Annotated in this window: 14 protein-coding genes and 1 riboswitch; of the genes, 7 read left to right on the forward strand and 7 right to left on the reverse strand. The window is 43.1% G+C overall.

Annotated features, from left to right (window positions below; translation table 11 throughout):
- Window positions 1-8: 8 nt before the first annotated feature.
- Window positions 9-192, reverse strand: a riboswitch (cobalamin riboswitch).
- A 554-nt stretch (window positions 193-746) separates the two neighbouring features.
- The 3 genes from EMP01_RS13295 to EMP01_RS13305 form a co-directional block, all read right to left on the reverse strand.
- Complete coding sequence (locus EMP01_RS13295) at window positions 747-1,949, reverse strand: NAD(P)-dependent oxidoreductase (RefSeq protein ID WP_129022040.1); 1,203 nt, start codon at window positions 1,947-1,949, stop codon at window positions 747-749.
- A gap of 169 nt (window positions 1,950-2,118) precedes the next feature.
- On the reverse strand, window positions 2,119-4,818 hold the full coding sequence (locus tag EMP01_RS13300) for a PKD domain-containing protein (RefSeq protein WP_129022041.1): 2,700 nt from the start codon (window positions 4,816-4,818) through the stop codon (window positions 2,119-2,121).
- A gap of 11 nt (window positions 4,819-4,829) precedes the next feature.
- Window positions 4,830-5,252 (reverse strand): hypothetical protein, encoded by a 423-nt coding sequence (locus EMP01_RS13305; RefSeq protein ID WP_129022042.1) that lies wholly within the window; start codon window positions 5,250-5,252, stop codon window positions 4,830-4,832.
- Window positions 5,253-5,369: 117 nt separating this feature from the next.
- Between EMP01_RS13305 and hutI the strand changes: the two genes are divergently transcribed.
- The 3 genes from hutI to EMP01_RS13320 all read left to right on the forward strand — a co-directional run bounded on the left by hutI (window position 5,370) and on the right by EMP01_RS13320 (window position 8,392).
- Window positions 5,370-6,593 carry an imidazolonepropionase gene (gene hutI / locus EMP01_RS13310; RefSeq protein ID WP_129022043.1) on the forward strand — a complete coding sequence of 408 codons (1,224 nt, stop codon included), beginning with the start codon at window positions 5,370-5,372 and terminating at the stop codon, window positions 6,591-6,593.
- 6 nt (window positions 6,594-6,599) lie between these two features.
- Complete coding sequence (locus tag EMP01_RS13315) at window positions 6,600-7,412, forward strand: aldo/keto reductase (RefSeq protein WP_129022044.1); 813 nt, start codon at window positions 6,600-6,602, stop codon at window positions 7,410-7,412.
- 587 nt (window positions 7,413-7,999) lie between these two features.
- Window positions 8,000-8,392 carry a hypothetical protein gene (locus EMP01_RS13320; protein WP_129022045.1) on the forward strand — a complete coding sequence of 131 codons (393 nt, stop codon included), beginning with the start codon at window positions 8,000-8,002 and terminating at the stop codon, window positions 8,390-8,392.
- A 133-nt stretch (window positions 8,393-8,525) separates the two neighbouring features.
- On the opposite strand, the gene EMP01_RS13325 is transcribed toward EMP01_RS13320, so the two are convergent.
- Complete coding sequence (locus EMP01_RS13325) at window positions 8,526-8,933, reverse strand: helix-turn-helix transcriptional regulator (RefSeq protein ID WP_129022046.1); 408 nt, start codon at window positions 8,931-8,933, stop codon at window positions 8,526-8,528.
- 162 nt (window positions 8,934-9,095) lie between these two features.
- Between EMP01_RS13325 and EMP01_RS13330 the strand changes: the two genes are divergently transcribed.
- The gene (locus EMP01_RS13330; protein ID WP_202616077.1) at window positions 9,096-9,392 is read left to right on the forward strand and encodes a SymE family type I addiction module toxin; all 297 of its coding nucleotides are present in this window, start codon (window positions 9,096-9,098) and stop codon (window positions 9,390-9,392) included.
- Between the two features lie 942 nt (window positions 9,393-10,334).
- On the opposite strand, the gene EMP01_RS13335 is transcribed toward EMP01_RS13330, so the two are convergent.
- The 3 genes from EMP01_RS13335 to EMP01_RS13345 all read right to left on the reverse strand — a co-directional run bounded on the left by EMP01_RS13335 (window position 10,335) and on the right by EMP01_RS13345 (window position 13,319).
- Entirely contained in the window at window positions 10,335-10,841 is a 507-nt protein-coding gene (locus EMP01_RS13335) for a hypothetical protein (RefSeq protein WP_129022047.1), read from the reverse strand.
- A 73-nt stretch (window positions 10,842-10,914) separates the two neighbouring features.
- Window positions 10,915-11,793, reverse strand: a complete 879-nt coding sequence (locus tag EMP01_RS13340) for an SDR family oxidoreductase (RefSeq protein ID WP_161971337.1) — start codon at window positions 11,791-11,793, stop codon at window positions 10,915-10,917.
- Window positions 11,794-11,867: 74 nt separating this feature from the next.
- Window positions 11,868-13,319, reverse strand: a complete 1,452-nt coding sequence (locus EMP01_RS13345; RefSeq protein ID WP_129022049.1) for a type III PLP-dependent enzyme domain-containing protein — start codon at window positions 13,317-13,319, stop codon at window positions 11,868-11,870.
- 157 nt (window positions 13,320-13,476) lie between these two features.
- On the opposite strand from EMP01_RS13345, the gene truB reads away from it, so the two are divergent.
- The 3 genes from truB to EMP01_RS13360 all read left to right on the forward strand — a co-directional run bounded on the left by truB (window position 13,477) and on the right by EMP01_RS13360 (window position 16,737).
- Entirely contained in the window at window positions 13,477-14,220 is a 744-nt protein-coding gene (truB, locus tag EMP01_RS13350) for a tRNA pseudouridine(55) synthase TruB (RefSeq protein ID WP_129022050.1), read from the forward strand.
- Window positions 14,221-14,244: 24 nt separating this feature from the next.
- Window positions 14,245-15,096 carry a hypothetical protein gene (locus tag EMP01_RS13355; RefSeq protein WP_129022051.1) on the forward strand — a complete coding sequence of 284 codons (852 nt, stop codon included), beginning with the start codon at window positions 14,245-14,247 and terminating at the stop codon, window positions 15,094-15,096.
- 255 nt (window positions 15,097-15,351) lie between these two features.
- Window positions 15,352-16,737: an amidohydrolase family protein gene (locus EMP01_RS13360; RefSeq protein WP_129022052.1), complete on the forward strand. Its 1,386-nt coding sequence runs from the start codon at window positions 15,352-15,354 to the stop codon at window positions 16,735-16,737.
- Window positions 16,738-16,847 lie beyond the last annotated feature (110 nt).

A 16,847-nucleotide genomic window follows, 5' to 3' on the forward strand; every position in this document is an offset into this window, starting at 1 on the left:
AAAACTTAATATACAAATGCGTGAAGGCAGGTCTCCTGGCTTGATCCGGACATATCACCTTCCCATCAATTATGACAGTGGTATTGCAGATATGACCTTGTAGCGGATCTTACAGTTGCGGGAACAGCTCTCGATTATCACGAGATTCCCTATTAATTCTTATAGAAAGAAACCTTCGGCGGCGCGAAGATACTAAAGAATGGCTGGTATAAAAAATGTACACATAAAAAAAGCAACAGTACACCTACTGCTGCTTTTTGGCTTTTTAAATTTTGTATACTGACTATCCGCATGTAGTAACCTATTTTCTTCGTCCTTTTGTCCGGCAACAAAAGGACCAAAAATGCCTTTGTTTTCATCAAGGCGATTGCATAGCACCGCCATTTTGTACCGTTGCGTGCATTGATCGTCTGAGCTTAACGTGTGATGCGTTCGCAGCTCCAACCAAAATGGCTATCGCTGTGATGAAAACAATAAGCGATCCGTACAAGTACAGATCGCTTAGAAAGGCCTTATAAATCCGGCGTCAAGAAAATCATTGGCTCGGTCGATAAAGTCGGAAACCATTGTCTGAACGAAGCGAGTCTGGTTTGCGACCGACCGACACATTGATTTTTAGCCAGGGATTTATACAGCCTTGATTTTTTGGCGCTACCTTTTGCATCAAGGCAAAGAGGTAGCAAATAATTAAAATTACAAACTAAAGAAATAGTCCTAGTCTTTGTTTCCTTAAAGCGGATTATGATCTACGCCTTATACGCGTAATCGCTCAGGTATTCGAAATGGCTGCCCAGCTTACCTTTGCTGCAGATGGTTGCCCGATCCAGTATGGTACTATCGCCGGCAATCAGTTCCGGTAAGATGTGTTTGATGATATGATCTCCAAACATATTAGAGGCATCTCTCGGCAATTCGTTCGGAAGATTATCTACCGCCATGATATCAATAATAGAATCATCATTGATAAACGGTGCAGTCTGCTGTCCGGTCTTTTTATCATAACCGTATACCGGATCTGCAATGGTAGAAGCCCCCATATTTACGGGTACAGAACCATCAATATCACAGGTAACATCACTGATCACATTCAGTTTGAATGCCGGATCGTTTACATCTGATTTTTCAAACAGGCGCTGAATCTTCGTATCCCAGTAGATACCATTGATCAGTATATCGGCCTTAATGTAAGGGTGGAACAGGCATTCATATTGTTCAGGATGCTCATGAAATTCGTTGCGATGGAATTCGTGTGTTTCCTTATTGCGGTATAGCAGTTCGTTCTTCAGGTTGGTATAAACCGGGTGAGGATATTCATTATCCAGGAAGTCGTTTTGTGCCACACTGTCAATATCCATCATCTCCATTACGTGCAGGATACCATTTGCCACGCGACCATCGCCGGTTACCACAATCTTCACCGGTGGCAATTGTATATGGCGGTATTGTTTCACCATATCAGCCATATCGCGGCACTCGTGTGCCGGTTTCAGTTCAAACAAACCAGATTTCTTACCATAAGTCAGCAGGGCATTGTGTGCCCCAACCACACCGGCAAAAAATCCAAAGCCTATAATGCGTTGTCCGTTATCGTAAGTCAGCGCTTCATAATCAATCATCGTGATCTTCTTCTCGATCAGCGTATGCATGAGTTTCTGATTATAAGGTTGCTTCTTTTTGGTATGAGAAAAGAAGAAATAAGTCTTGTCCGGGATCAGGTCTGCAACCGGAACTTCTTTAATGCCGAGCAATACATCACAATCACTTAAGTCGTCCTGCATGGGTACACCCGCAGCTATATATTCCTGGTCGCTGTAAGATCTGTTGGATGAGGGTTGGACAACAATGGAGATATTCGGATGGGTACGCATTACATCCATACATTGGTCGGGAGTCAGTGCTACTCTGGTATCAGTGGGTATCTTGCCTTCTTTGATTAATCCTATTTTCATACTAATATACTAATTGGATATGTAGTTCGGTTCCGGGCAAAGGTAACAGAATTGTTTCGATTTAGCATCTTGCTTATCTATTATTAATACATTGATTTTAATGTTATGTACATAAAAAAAGGTCCATAGCAGATGCTACGAACCTTTGGGATAAATAAACAACAAAAAACTATCTGACAAGGGTTACTGAACCCGTTTTCTTAAATGGTTTACCTTCTGTGGTAACGGCATCGATCACATAGATATAAGCACCCATTGGCTGCGGCTTACCATTGAAGAAGCCATCCCAACCTTTGTTGATATCTGTGGTTTCGAATACTTTTTCACCCCATCTGTTAAAGATCTGGAAGGAATGCAGTTTGGCAATACCTCTCACACTTGCTTTGAAGCTGGTGTTGTTTGGTACAAATGCATTCGGCATATCGATCACAGTATTTTTCACCAGTACATCTACAGAATCAGTAATAGTACAACCGTTTTCTGTAGTAGCCGTTACAAAATAACGGGTATTTACATCAGGGTTAACTTTAGGATTGCTGATCTGTGCACTGCTCAGGCCCGCATCCGGGAACCATTGGAAGTATACACAGTTACCGCCAGGCTCCATAAAGTAGGTCTCGCCAGGGTAGATATTGATCGAATCCGGCAGGTTAACTACTGCTTCTGGATGAACGGTAATGGTTACAAATTGTGTATCGGTACAGCCTTTTTCACTTACACCTACCAGTCGGTAAGTAGTAGTGGTCGTAGGGCTGGCAATAGGATTGGCAATGTTGGCATCATTGAGATACAGGCTTGGAGACCAGTGGTATGTTGCAGCACCTGTGGCCCCGAGTTGTACGGTATTGCGCGGGCATATAGCCGTATCGCTCTGCGCCATGACTAAGAAATCGCCAGGATTAACAATCACTTGTACTGTATCGGATTTGAAACATCCTTTCGGAGGTTTTACCGAAACTACATATTCTTCGGTCTGGTTGGCCTGGTAGAGATAGTTGGCATCCGTACTGATCACATTAATGTCAGGGAATCTTCTCCACTCATAAATATAGTTACTGCCGTAAGGTAATACCATAGGTTCCAGGCGTACACTATCATACTGACACACTACACGATCCATACCCAGGCTTACAGAATCAAGGATAGGGCGTTTGAATAAGTGTAAGATACGTAAGCTGTCACAACCATTGAAAGCTGCAAATGTGTCGATATAAGTACCGGTCTCAGTATAACCAAACAGATCCTGACCAGGACAGATAGAGTCATGCATTTCTGTAAACGGCATTTGTTTTACAAACACACAAACAGTAGTATCGAAGGTACAGCCAAAGTCATTGGTTACGGAGAAGGTGTAACATTTCTGACCGAAGGTATCAATCTCAGCAGTAATGTTAGTACCGTTTGCAGCAATAATAGTAGGGTCATTGTTCCAGGCAGCTGATACAGCATAGTTCTGGAATGAGTCCAGGTTAGACTGGAAGCTAGGGTCAAACTCGATACCCCAGAAGAAGATAAATCCGTTGTCAGAACCAAGATTATCGGTGATCTGGATCGTCCAGCTACCGTTCAGCGGACAACCGATAAGGCTGCTGAAGTTCTGGAATGGTTTATAAGCACCCTGCGGCAGAGAGTTACCGGGAGTCAGGCCCGGAGAGGGTACCAGGAAGCCACCTACACCATTCTGGGTAAGCATGGTGCCCCATGCTGCATTTTGTTTGAATTCGTATGTCCAGCCGATACCCGGAATGTTATCGCCAGGGCCCGGATCGTTAGGGCCGCCCAGGAAGGTACCACCACCACCGGGGTATTCCTTCATCACTGCAGACTGACCGTTAGGACAGATAATTTTCAGTTCCAGGTCACCCAGGTAACTGTGCTCCATATTTACATAAACACGGGCGATGTCTGTAGCCTGAGTAATCGTAGCTGCAGGATCAAAACAGTCAGCGGTAACGCTGGTCATATAAGATACCCCGCTACCATCCGGCAGGAAGGTTGTATCTGCTACAGGAGGCGCACAGATTTCGCGGATTTTGTCAAAGTTTACAACACCAAAGAATTGTACTGTATCTCCCTGACATATAGTGTCTCTTGAAGGGCGGGTGCCGGCAAAATTCGCTTCATCAGAAATGAATGCTTTCATTGCTTTTACGCGGGTACAGATCGCATGCGTATCTGTTACACGCAGCACAACATTATAGATACCGGTAGCGGTATAGTTATGGTTTACAGTTTTGGTATTATAGATCGTACCATCTCCCATGTCCCATTTATAGATCACATTGGTAGTATCGGTATTAGGAGCAAAGCTCGGCACACCGTTAAAGAAGATGTTCTGACCAATACAGGCTTTTGTCACACGGTTCTGACCGATCTGCGTATGCGCCGGTGAGGTGATAAAAGAAATAGAGTCTACACTACATGGAATGAGACAGGTAACAGTTGCTGCAAAACCAGTGCCGGTAGTAGTAGCATCGCTGACCATTTTAAAGGTCAATGCACCGCTAACATTGTTCGCCGTAATGGTAGGAGGCAGAGTGGTACCAGTATACCCACCCAGCAGTGGGGCAGCAGTAGTAGTACCGTTATAGATATACAGATAATCCGCATTATTCTCCAGCGAGAAGGCCGAGAATGTAGTGCTGATCTGTGTACCAGGTGTTGCAGGGTTAAAAGTGATGGTACCATTCACGTTATTGGAATAGTTACCTGCTGCACCGCCATCGTCATAAAAGTTGACGATACAGTTGCTCACGGTAGTACTACCGGTCGTAGGCATTAATACAGTCGTTTGTGCAAATGCCTGCTGTATAAAGCCTGCACAGAAAACGGAAAGAAATGCAAAAAGCTGTTTATAAAAGTTCTTCATAGTAAACGGGCTTAGGGGTTAATAAAGTTTTTCATTCCTCTGATCATCAGTACCTTGTTGGTACCATCGATCCAATAACCCACATCGCCGTAATTAAAAAATGAAAGATTGTATTTCAACGGATTGAACGTTGCCGGATTGTATACAGCATCTACAGTCAGACCGGGAACATATTTATTGAACACGGGCTGGTTAGAGAGCGCCGGAAATTTATCCATTGCAGTGGCCTGGTCCAGTTCCATAATCTGGATGCGGTCGGTCAATAGCTGATTGAGCAGGGTCAGTCTTTGCGGGTCCTGGCTCATAAGTGTATTGACATGAGTACCGTAGACAGCAGTAATTTTTGGGTTTACTGCCCCGGTATTAGTCTGTGCTTTCATGGTATAACCGGCTAACATACCGGTACATAGGAGAAATAGTATCTTCTTTTTCATTCAAATAAACTTAAAAAGGTGATCTATAATAGATTATAGACGTGATAAAGTTATAAAAAGTTGGTCGATTTCTTAAGTTTTTATTCTTTTCTTTGTAAAATAATCAGACAGATATTTATGCTTACACTCATCGCCAATATTAAAACGCTTGTACAAGTCAGAGATGAAGCCATTTCCAGGGTGTCGGGCCACCAGATGAAATACCTCCCGCAGATCGAAAATGCTTATCTGATATTAGAAGGAGATCGTATACATTCTTATGGACCTATGTCGGCCCTGCCGATGCTGCAGATCAATGAAACGATCGATGCCAGCGGCCGTATTGTGCTGCCTACCTGGGTAGACTCTCATACACACCTTGTATTTGCCGCATCGAGAGAGCAGGAGTTTGTAGACCGCATCAACGGACTGTCTTATGCCGAGATCGCGGCTAAGGGCGGCGGTATTCTGAACTCTGCTGCCAAACTGGCTACAGCACCCGAAGAGCTGTTATATGAGCAGGCCGCAGGCCGGTTGGAGCACCTCATACAACTGGGTACCGGTGCTATTGAGATCAAGAGCGGTTATGGACTGAGCACAGAGAGCGAACTTAAGATGCTGCGTGTGATCCGCAGACTGAAAGAAGATTATCCGCATATTCCTATAAAATCGAGTTTCCTGGCAGCGCATGCCTTCCCGATGGTGTACAAAGAAAACCATCAGGCATATATAGATAAGATCATTACCGAAATGCTGCCACTGGTGGCAGGTGAGGGACTGGCCGACTATATGGATGTGTTTTGCGAGCAAGGCTTCTTCTCTGTAGCAGAGACCGAACAATTGCTGGAAGCTGGTCTGAAACACGGACTTAAACCAAAGATACATGCCAACCAGCTGCACCGCTCCGGCGGCGTGCAGGTAGGCGTTAAGTATAATGCCGTAAGTGTAGACCACCTGGAGAGCATGGGTGAGGAAGAGATTGAGGCACTGCGTGGCAGCAATACTATCCCGACCTTACTGCCTGGTGCGGCCTTCTTCCTGGGTATGCACTACCAACCGGCCAGAATGCTGATCGATGCAGATCTGCCTGTATGCCTGGCCTCAGACTTCAATCCGGGTACTTGTCCTTCCGGCAATATGAATACCCTGCTTACGATTGCCTGTACGCAATTGCGCATGACCCCCGAAGAGGCGGTAAATGCACAGACCCTGAACGGTGCGGCAGCTATGGAGCTGGAGCAGGAGATGGGCAGCATCTCTGTAGGTAAGCGCGCCAGCCTCATCATTACCAGACCGGTGCCATCGCTGGCATACCTGCCTTATGCCTTTGGCGAAAACCTTATTGAAAGAGTAATTGTATAATAACAGATGATGAACGTAACATTAGCCAATGGTATACAGATGCCTGTACTGGGCCTGGGGGTATGGAAGACGACAGAAGGAGCTGAAGTAGAAGAGGCCGTATCCTTTGCCCTGAACAATGGCTACCGTCATATAGATACCGCAACATTATATAAAAACGAAGTGGGTGTAGGCGCCGGTGTGCGCAACAGCAGCATTCCACGGTCAGAAGTGTTTGTGACCACCAAAGTGTGGAACGATGATCAGGGCTATGACCATACCCTGCGGGCTTTTGACCAGAGTCAGCGCAACCTCGATATTGATTATATAGACCTGTACCTCGTGCATTGGCCGGTAAAGGGCAAGTACAAAGAGAGCTGGAGGGCACTGGAGCGCCTGTATACCGAGGGTCGTGTCAAGGCCATTGGGGTGAGTAACTTCCTACAGCACCACCTGGAAGATCTGTTGCCATCGGTAGAGATCAGGCCTATGGTGAACCAGCTGGAGCACCATCCGTACCTGGTACAATCATCTTTACAGCAATACTGCAAGGCTCAGGGCATACAGTTCGAGGCCTGGAGCCCGCTCATGCAGGGTGGCATCTTCGGCATACCACTACTGGAAACCTTATCGGCTAAGTATGGTAAGAGCATAGCACAGATCGTGCTGCGCTGGAATGTACAGAACGGAATTGTTACTATTCCTAAAAGTGTAACCCCGGAACGTATTATAGAAAACAGTCAGATCTTCGACTTTGAACTGGATGCGGCAGATATGCAAGCCATCGACCAGCTGGACAAGGGCCAGCGTGTAGGCCCCGACCCGGATGTGTTTTGTTAAGTAAATAATGAATACCCATACATAAAAGATCGGCCGCGAGATATTCGCGGCCGATCTTTTATTGTGTAATGATTGCTTCGTCATATCGGCTGTAGGGTAGCGGACCGGAGATATCTCCTTCTATGCAGAACAGCAATGAGGAGATTTCTCGACTGCACTTTGTTTCGCTCGAAACGACGGGAACACTCGCTTCGTCATATCGACTGAAGCGCAGAGGAATGGAGATATCTCCTTCTATGCAGAACAGCAATGAGGAGATATCTCGACTGCACTTCGTTCCGCTCGAAACGACGGTAAGGTTCACTACTTGTCTGGTCTTAGTGTCCGCAAGGACAACTAAGACCCCGAAGATCTGTCCCGATTGTATCAGGACTTATATGCAAAAAGCCCCGATATAATCGGGGCAGAAATTATGTAGACGTGAGTGTACCGAAGGTACACTCACGCTAGTAAGGTATTAAAGACACTCACAGAGACACATGCACCAGCAGTGGTAAATATTAAGAAAGATTTAATTACCCACTACTTCTTCACATGCATTTGAAAAATAATGTATAATATTTAATTTTGAATTAAATATTATTATTATGGAGTTTATTACACCCAAAATGAAGGATAGTTTATTACATTATCTACTTGAACAAGGATCTAAAAATGAATTAATTGAAATGGACATAGCATCTGTCACTAATGTATTAGAAATTAATCCTTTATTCATTAAAATGATTCTTGACCAATTTAATTCATTAGGTTTTATTAATCTTTTTGATACTAAGGGATTTGATGCTTTAACACTAAACGCAAATGCATACGATTTTTATGCTCGGAAGGGCTTTGTCGCTCAAGAAGAACTGTTTATTAAAAACATTGAAAAGTTAGAATATGAGTTGGAGCGCATTAAGTCTAGTTTCCCTGAGAAAGCGGCACAATTCGCTACCATTCTTTCAGGTATTAGCTCGTATATTGCATTATTTAAATAGAGAATAGCTATCTAAGAGTTAGGTTTTTAATAAATCGCCTGTACTTATAACAATGAGATACTATTCTTTCGTTCCCTCGTGAGTGGTGCTACACACAAACAATAAAGGAGCCTGAGAGGCTCCTTTATTAGTATTACTTATTTATCAATTGCTTTAATTGCTGCATCATATCGTCCTTCTCCTTGAGCATGCGCTCATAGAGGGCAATCTTCTCTTCGTGGAGTTGTACTAACTTATCAATGGGGTGGAAGATTGGGTTATGGTTAACCGCATTCAAAATTGCACCATTATCAAAAGTGTTAGAAATTATATTGATCGCCTGCTCCTCATCAAAGTTTTGAAAGGCCTCTACGGGCAGGTGCATAATGTCTGCAATGCGCTGCAGCAAATCCAGCTCGATCGTCTCTTTTGTCTCCAGCACCGATACCCGCTTCTGGTGCCAGTCCTCGCCCAGCTCAAAGGCCAGTGCATCTTGCTTTAGACCCAGCATCTCGCGAAAGCGCTTTACGTTGCGGCCTTCATGTATTTGTTTGTGTGGCATAGTTATATTTTTCATTGTTTACAAATGTACGGTTTTGATCTATAATTTACATTATATGCAATGGTCTAAAATATACCGTCATGCAGCTAAATTATTCCTGTAGTGCCTTTTTTATACCTGCCCGTAGCACCAGTTTTGTACCATAACTAAAACACACATTTTATGGCTAAGAAACCTAATAGCCTGGCTGCTAAGAAAGCGCGTATTGTAAAGATATATGATCGCATGGTCTTCTATGGTGGCAATGTACTATACAAGACCCGGGTTGTATACCCCATGATAAGGATAAGCGGTCAGTGGCTTGCCGATTGTGGCTTTGCTCCCGGTCAGCATATACAGGTTACTCCCGGTAAGCAGCGGCTGGTTATACAACTGGTCAATGCACCCGCTGCAGACCAGAATGCCGCCGCAACTAAGCTTAATGCAGTTGCTGAAAAACTACCTGCTGCCGTAAGATAGCCCGGCCGGCGCGCCCATGTGCCCTATGTGACTAACAAAAAGCAAAATGAAGCTGTTGCGGAACTTATTGCACCCGCCGAAAAGCTTAATTGCATTAACTAAAAACCTTAATCCCATTCTGGTTTGCAGTGGCTGGATGCACCTTTTTTCTAAGCGCGCGTAGCTTTTTGAGAAATGCAATTAAGCAAAAAGCTGCGTCGATGCAGCTTTTTTACGGGTTCATTAAGCTTTTGTCTACCCTCTATTTTGCTTTTTTGCGGCTTCATTTAGGTTTATACCGCGTTCATTTAGGTTTTTATCAGATTCTATTAAGGTTGTGGGTAGCCGCGCCCACCTCTGAGGTGGGGGGAGTAGCACTGCCGGGCATGGCCTCCCGCTTCGATATTGACTGAAGCGCAGCGGAATGGAGATTTCTCGACTACACTTCGTTCCGCTCGAAACGACGGGAACATTCACTTCGTCATATCGACTGAAGCGCAGCGGAATGGAGATATCTCCTTCTATGCAGAACATCTATGAGGAGATTTCTCGACTGCACTTCGTTCCGCTCGTATGGACAACTATGACCCCGAAGATCTGTCCCGATTGTATCGGGCCTTATATGCAAAAAGCCCCGATATAATCGGGGCCGGAATTATTAGACGTGAGTGACCCTTCGGTACACTCACGCCAGAAGGATCCTTAATAACAATAAGAGCGATCAAATCTGATCGCTCTTACTTAAAATCATTTACTTCTGTTTAGACTTTCTTTGGTTTGTTGCAATTATTCACTCTTCATGTAAATCTGTAAAGAAAACCCGCTTTTTATTGATAAGGCAAAACTATATTTTTTTGTTATTCGCTTGTCGATTTTATCGTTATTTGGCCGTTAAACAGGGTTTCTTCTATTAACCCCAAAAAAAATGCACGCTATCATTCATCCTCAACAGCTTTCAGCAAATTAAGGTCTGGACTTATAATCCTCGTTACGTAGTATTAAGAGGCTGTACCTGGGATAGGTATCCGTCAAATCTTTTGGCTTATATGTACTTGCTATAAAAGTAAATGTTGCATCCTGGTATGTACTTAGGGTAATGTTGCGTTTAGTCTTACTGTCGATCAGTGTAACACCACGGGCCAAAATCATAGATATATACTGGTTATATACGTCCTGGTTGTTGATCTGTATATTTATTGTCCTGTTATCATGCTGTTTTGAATGGGCATAATGTACATATGACGCTGTATGCTTATTCTGTTCCTCTTGCTTATACATAAATGTACTTATGCTATACCTGCCTTTACTAAGACTTGTATACAGGAATTCCCAGTTTCTGGCTGTAAGAAACCCTTTTACCTCCGATAGGTTCTTTTGCTGTAAGTCCATAACTTCCTCGAAGCTCAGGTTCTGTGCATACAGTACATGGCCATAAACGATTGCCAGCAGGCAAAGCAGGTATCTGATCATATCTGTCCGTTTTACGCATACTGGCGCGCGTCCTGAAACGCGCGCCAGTATCTTAGTCTTTTCGAAATATTTATTATTGATTTTTTACTTTAGCAGCCACATAACTATCTACAGTACCAAACAGGAAGGTTGGGTATTCGCTGGCAAACTTCAGCTTTACAAAACCACCCAGTAGTGGACGGGCTGCGGGCTGGTTAAGGCTGGCTGTATCTGTGGGGATCAGGTCGTAGGTTGCCGCAGGGTAGTAGCTGAGCACGCGCTGGGCCAGTTCTACACGATTCATATAATCGCTGCCGCCGATATGATATATACCAGATTTACCATCTTCGAGCAATACCAGCATAGCACGGGCTATATCCCAGGCATTGGTCGGTGAGGCAAACTGGTCGTAAGGTAGTTTCAGCGTCAGGTGCTGACCAGCTGTACACTGCTCTATAATGCGGGCTATAAAATTTTTACCCCTCAGCTCATCGCCATACACATTGGTAATGCGCAGTACCAGCGTGTCCGGCAATTGCTGCACCGCCAGTTGTTCTGCCTCCAGTTTGTGCTTTCCGTAAACACTCAGTGGGTTTAGTGGCGCAGCTTCGGTATAAGGTCCGTCCGCACCGTCAAATACATAATCGGTAGAGATATAGACCAGTTTGGCATTGCATTTTTTAGCCCATGCTACAAGGTTGATGGTGCTTTGTACCGTCTTCTCATAGCTCTCTTCAATATTGGTCTCGCAATAGTCTACATGCGTGAGGGCCCCGCAATGTACGATCACATCGGGATTGAAGGCCAGCAGATCGAAGTTGTCTGGATGTGCAGTATCCAATGTGTTGAAATAAACGGTTTCGGCTGTAGCATAAGACAGGTGTGTACCCACCACTTCGTGGCCCTGTTCTTTAAAGTGTTTCAGGCAATTGCCGCCCAGCAGACCCGATGCGCCGGAAATGAATATTTTCACAATATGTGTATTTACTTTTAATTATAGATGATAAAAAAAAGCTTTGCCGGTAGAGCAAAGCTTTTGGTTGGATATTATTTTACGTACCCCAGTATCTTCAGCATGCTCAGCGGGCTCTGCTCTTTGGCATATAACCAGTCTTCCAGCTGTCCGTTCTTATCGATATCGACAATAACGTGTTTGGGAGACGGGATCATACAGTGCTTGATGCCTCCGTAGCCCGATAACTGATCCTGGTAGGCCCCGGTATGGAAGAAGCCTATATATAATGGCTCTTTCTCTCCGGTGGGTGTACCTGCCGGTGGTGCCGGTGCATCTTTATTACCATCGTCCAGCTTGGGCAGGAATACGGCATTGATGTGCTCTTCTGAGGTATAGAAGTCATGACCATCGCAGGTAAGGCCACCGAGGTGCACCTCCTGGTATTCATTCTCCCAGCGGTTGATGGGCAGCATCAGGAACTTCTCCCCGATACCCCAGGTGTCTGGCAGGGTAGTGATGAATGAGCTGTCGATCATATACCAGATCTCACGGTCATTCTGCATTTTCTCGCCAAGCACACTATAGATTACCGCTCCGGCCTCACCTACGGTGAAGGAACCGAACTCGGTAAATATGTTAGGCATATCTACTTTATTCTTTTTACATACGCTTTTGATGGTAGATACAATCTCATTAGCCATGTATTGATAATCGTAATCAAAACCCAGGTTGTGCTTGATCGGGAAGCCACCGCCGATATTGATGCTGTCCAGTTCCGGACAGATCTTTTTCAGCTGGCAGTACAGGTTGATCACTTTGCTTAAAGAACTCCAGTAATAGATATCATCTTTAATACCTTTGTTCATAAAGAAGTGCAGCATTTTCAGCTGAAACTTGTTATTACCCTTGATCTTGTCTACATAGAACTCCAGTACATCTTCTTTACGGATACCCAGACGGGAGGTGTAGAAGTCAAATGTCGGTTCTTCCTCGGCCGCAATGCGGATACCCAGGTTTACCGGCTCTTTGGAGCGTACAAATTTCTGGTAGTCTTCAATCTCTTCCTTATTGTCCAGTACCGGTATTACCTTATTCCAGCCTTCATTGACCAGCTTGGAGATAGCACGGGTATATTGTTTGGTTTTATAACCATTACAAATGATGAACCGGTCTTTATTGATCTTCTTTTTGGCATGCAATTGTCTGATGATATCTATATCATAGGCAAAAGATGTCTCCAGGTGGATGTCATGCTTCAAAGCCTCTTCAACGATAAAGGAGAAGTGCGAACTTTTAGTGCAATAGCAGTAATTGTATGTGCCGGGATATTTATGTTTCTTGATCGCATTCGCGAACAGCTGTTTCGCCCGGTTGATCTGCATCCCTATTTTCGGTAAATATGTAAGTTTGAATGGCGTACCGTACTTATCAATAAGTTTTTTAATGTCTACACCATTGAATTGTAAATAATTTTCGTGCACATCAAAATCTTCCTGAGGAAAATGGAACGTTTGATCTACGAGACCACGATAAGTATTATTCATCTATCTAATAACGAAAAATGGGGTTGTGATAAATACAAGAATGTTTAAGAGTGCAAACGTACAAAGAAATCATTAAAAATTGCGTCATCTGTGTATTAAATAATATTTAATGCATGGCTGATTTGGAAATTGCCGGCTAATCCATCACTTTTGCAGCATGAATCAGAACCTTACAGAAGAAGAGATCAAGGCAGGAGCGGTTATCCTTATCGATAAGGCTTATCGCTGGACCTCGTTTGATGCCATCAGCAAGTTCAGAAGAACGACCCATGCCAAGATCGGACACTGTGGTACACTGGACCCGCTGGCTACGGGGCTGCTGATCTGCTGTACCGGTAAAATGACCAAACAGATAGAACAGTTTCAGAAGCAGGAAAAGGAATATACCGGTATTATACACCTGGGGGCTACTACGCCTACTTACGACCTGGAGTCACAACCCGAAAATATACAAGCCGCCGATCACCTGACAGAGGCACAGATACTGGAGGCGACTAAGGCCTTTACCGGTACCATACAGCAGTTACCACCCATACACTCTGCCATCAAAAAAGATGGTAAACGCTTGTATGAACTGGCCCGTGCGGGTAAGGAAGTGGTGGTCGAGCCCCGTACGGTTACAATCAATGCATTTGAGATTACTAAAATAGAACTGCCTGAAGTACACTTTAGAGTGCATTGCAGCACAGGTACTTATATACGATCGCTGGCCAATGATTTTGGTCAGGCACTGGGCGTGGGTGGCTACCTGCAGGCCCTGAGGCGTACACAGATCGGCGACTTCCGCGTAGAAGATGCCCGTACCATAGACCAGTGGATGGAGTTTCTGCAACCGATGACTTTTGTGAAGACCCCAAAACAAAGACCGGCAAACAGAAAGAAGAAGAACTTTGAGGAATAAAGCAATCGCACATCCATATCACACATGAAAACATTCCTTTTACTATTAAGTTTTTTCTGGTCAAGTTGTCTATTTGGACAATCGATTAAAATAGGCGATAACCTGCAGCAGGAATTCGATAAGATTGATACGCCGTACTTCTTTGATGCTCCGTCATTTACCGACTGGGCAGAGGGTAGTGGTATGATGATGATTGCCTCAAAGCCTAATCCTAATGAATGTGATTATGTATTCCTGGCACTGAAAGATACCACTTTGATCGGGGCATATATAGACAGCCAGCTCAAGATACTGCTGGACACTGAAGGCAATTCCATATTGAGCATTGCTTCAGATTTCATGATCATTCCGGAATGGGCCATTAAGCGCCATGCCAAAATAGATGCTACAGATAAGACGATCTACACCATACTTGATAATATGTACGCACAAGCCTTGCAGGCAGATAGTGGAGATGTCAGCGAGGAGACGCTACTGGCATACAGCAAGTTTGCAAGCGATACAACATTGGCCAACAGGCATATTGCCATATTGTATGAAAACTATCGTACAATTATGTCAGGAACAGCTTTAAAGGATGTTCAGCCTCCTCCGGAAATATGTATACCTATAATTAATAAGCTGGCCCAGGAGTGTCTGGCACTTTATGGCAGTGTTCCGGCCATTGTCAATATCTACCAGGGAGAGGCACTGGAGAGCGCTGGTGAAATAGATAAAGCCAGAGTACATTTTAAACAATCGCTGCAGACCTATCCCGGCTCTATCCCGATAATGGTGTATAATTATGAATTTGAACAAAATGCCCAAAAGAAGAAAGCGGCATTGAAGCTATTGAAAAAGAAATATCCCAATCATTGGATGGTGAAGGGGTTATAGTAATAATACGCTTGCGATCAATGCATTTGAAATTGCTGCGATAGCATTACCCACAAAGTCCGCTTCAGAATATATAGCCACCTGCTTAGGTGGCTTTTTTAATACCGTTAAAACCACGATCAGAATAGGGGTAAATACCCTTTTATTGGATTTAAATATATTTTATTTTTATAGGTAAGCAACTAAGATTGCTTATCGTGAATTTACACTGTTGTTAGAACAATATTCCCAAATTTCACTTTAAAACGCTTTTACATGAATTACACTGCGAAACAAATCGAATTTATTGAGCAAGCACGAGAGAGCATTAGCAATGAATCTCATTCTAGACTTTCTCCAATCACTCAAGAAGCACTTCAAAGGAATAATTTTGTTTTTGATGCACACTGCCATGTTTTTGATAGTAAATGCATTAATGTCAAGTACCTAATATTAAGAATGATTGCTGGAGTTCCAGAAATGCTTAAACCCATATTATATAAGATTTTAACTGGAAATACTATGGGTGAAGAACTTAAAATTGTTGCTAAAGAGGAGTTAGTTGAAAGTATTTATGACGAATTTGATTTTCTTTCAAATACAAAAGATGTTACTTCCTTTATTGAAGAAATGGAAATAAATCTTGACAGTGTTGAATTAGAAATGAATACAGCAAATAAAATTGGTTTATCCAAGTTAGGTGTTGGGGAATTTTTAAAACGATATCGGTATATTCTCAGTCTTTTAAAGAGTGCTAAAATGGAAGATGTTTATAAATCTTTTCGTGATAAATATGGAGTACATGGCATTGTAAGCGAAATGAATGAGAAGGAGTATGAGCTTATTACTATAATACTGGGTATGGATTTAAATATTGCCTGGGATGATTCGATCGAAAAAAGCCAACAAGAACAAATTCGGGAGCTAGGGCTATTGGCATCCAAATATCCGGTTTTGCCTTTTTTACCTTTGGACCCTAGGAGGGTTGGTACGGAGAATGACTTATATGAAACCTTTCTGAACGCTTTTTCTACTGATCATCCATCATTCTTTGGTGTTAAGTGTTATCCGGCTTTAGGCTATCTGCCAACAGATTCGAGGTTAAAGCCAATATTTCAAATATGCGCAGAAAAGAACATTCCTGTTATGACCCATTGTGGTGGAGAATCGGTATCTACATTTATAAATCCAATTCTAGTGGATAGAAATGGTGTAGAGGAGCAAATCAATCTTAATTCGAGAAAGGCACGTGCAAGATTCCTGAATGAACCCAGAGAGTGGATAGATGTTTTAAAGATTTTCCCGGAGTTAAGGTTATGTTTTGGTCATTTTGGTTCTGGCAAGGCATGGTCCGAACCTAATAGTATTTATTTCAAAAGAGTTCAAATTATTTTGGATCTTATGAAGGAATATCGGAATGTTTATGCAGATTTTTCTTATAATATTGAATCTTCTATAGCTACTTCAAATTTTATTACAAAACTAACACAACTGAACTCTGATGGTGATCTGATGAGAACAAAAACAATGTTTGGTACGGATTTTTGGGTTGTCCTCCCTATGTCTGATCTTAATCTAGATCAAAGAATGTTTCTTGATAAGCTTGGAGAATTAAAGGATAATTTATTGCGTATAAATGTCCTAAGCTATCTTAACTTATAATTTCTACCACTTTATTGAATCTTATTTTTCCTGTCCTAAATATAATACCCCATTTGTAGCTGCTTTATTTATTATATTTTTCTTAATTTGAATTAGATGTTATTCGCCTA

The organism is Edaphocola flava (assembly GCF_004118155.1).
Lineage (GTDB): Bacteria > Bacteroidota > Bacteroidia > Chitinophagales > Chitinophagaceae > Edaphocola > Edaphocola flava.

Excerpts from the sequence above, each read along its gene's own strand:
- EMP01_RS13325 (WP_129022046.1), bottom strand. The coding sequence starts at position 8,933 with ATGCCACACAAACAAATACATGAAGGCCGCAACGTAAAGCGCTTTCGC.
- EMP01_RS13320 (WP_129022045.1), top strand. The coding sequence starts at position 8,000 with ATGGAGTTTATTACACCCAAAATGAAGGATAGTTTATTACATTATCTA.
- EMP01_RS13295 (WP_129022040.1), bottom strand. The coding sequence starts at position 1,949 with ATGAAAATAGGATTAATCAAAGAAGGCAAGATACCCACTGATACCAGA.
- EMP01_RS13305 (WP_129022042.1), bottom strand. The coding sequence starts at position 5,252 with ATGAAAAAGAAGATACTATTTCTCCTATGTACCGGTATGTTAGCCGGT.
- truB (WP_129022050.1), top strand. The coding sequence starts at position 13,477 with ATGAATCAGAACCTTACAGAAGAAGAGATCAAGGCAGGAGCGGTTATC.
- EMP01_RS13355 (WP_129022051.1), top strand. The coding sequence starts at position 14,245 with ATGAAAACATTCCTTTTACTATTAAGTTTTTTCTGGTCAAGTTGTCTA.
- EMP01_RS13300 (WP_129022041.1), bottom strand. The coding sequence starts at position 4,818 with ATGAAGAACTTTTATAAACAGCTTTTTGCATTTCTTTCCGTTTTCTGT.
- EMP01_RS13335 (WP_129022047.1), bottom strand. The coding sequence starts at position 10,841 with ATGATCAGATACCTGCTTTGCCTGCTGGCAATCGTTTATGGCCATGTA.
- hutI (WP_129022043.1), top strand. The coding sequence starts at position 5,370 with ATGCTTACACTCATCGCCAATATTAAAACGCTTGTACAAGTCAGAGAT.
- EMP01_RS13345 (WP_129022049.1), bottom strand. The coding sequence starts at position 13,319 with ATGAATAATACTTATCGTGGTCTCGTAGATCAAACGTTCCATTTTCCT.
- EMP01_RS13360 (WP_129022052.1), top strand. The coding sequence starts at position 15,352 with ATGAATTACACTGCGAAACAAATCGAATTTATTGAGCAAGCACGAGAG.
- EMP01_RS13330 (WP_202616077.1), top strand. The coding sequence starts at position 9,096 with ATGGCTAAGAAACCTAATAGCCTGGCTGCTAAGAAAGCGCGTATTGTA.
- EMP01_RS13315 (WP_129022044.1), top strand. The coding sequence starts at position 6,600 with ATGATGAACGTAACATTAGCCAATGGTATACAGATGCCTGTACTGGGC.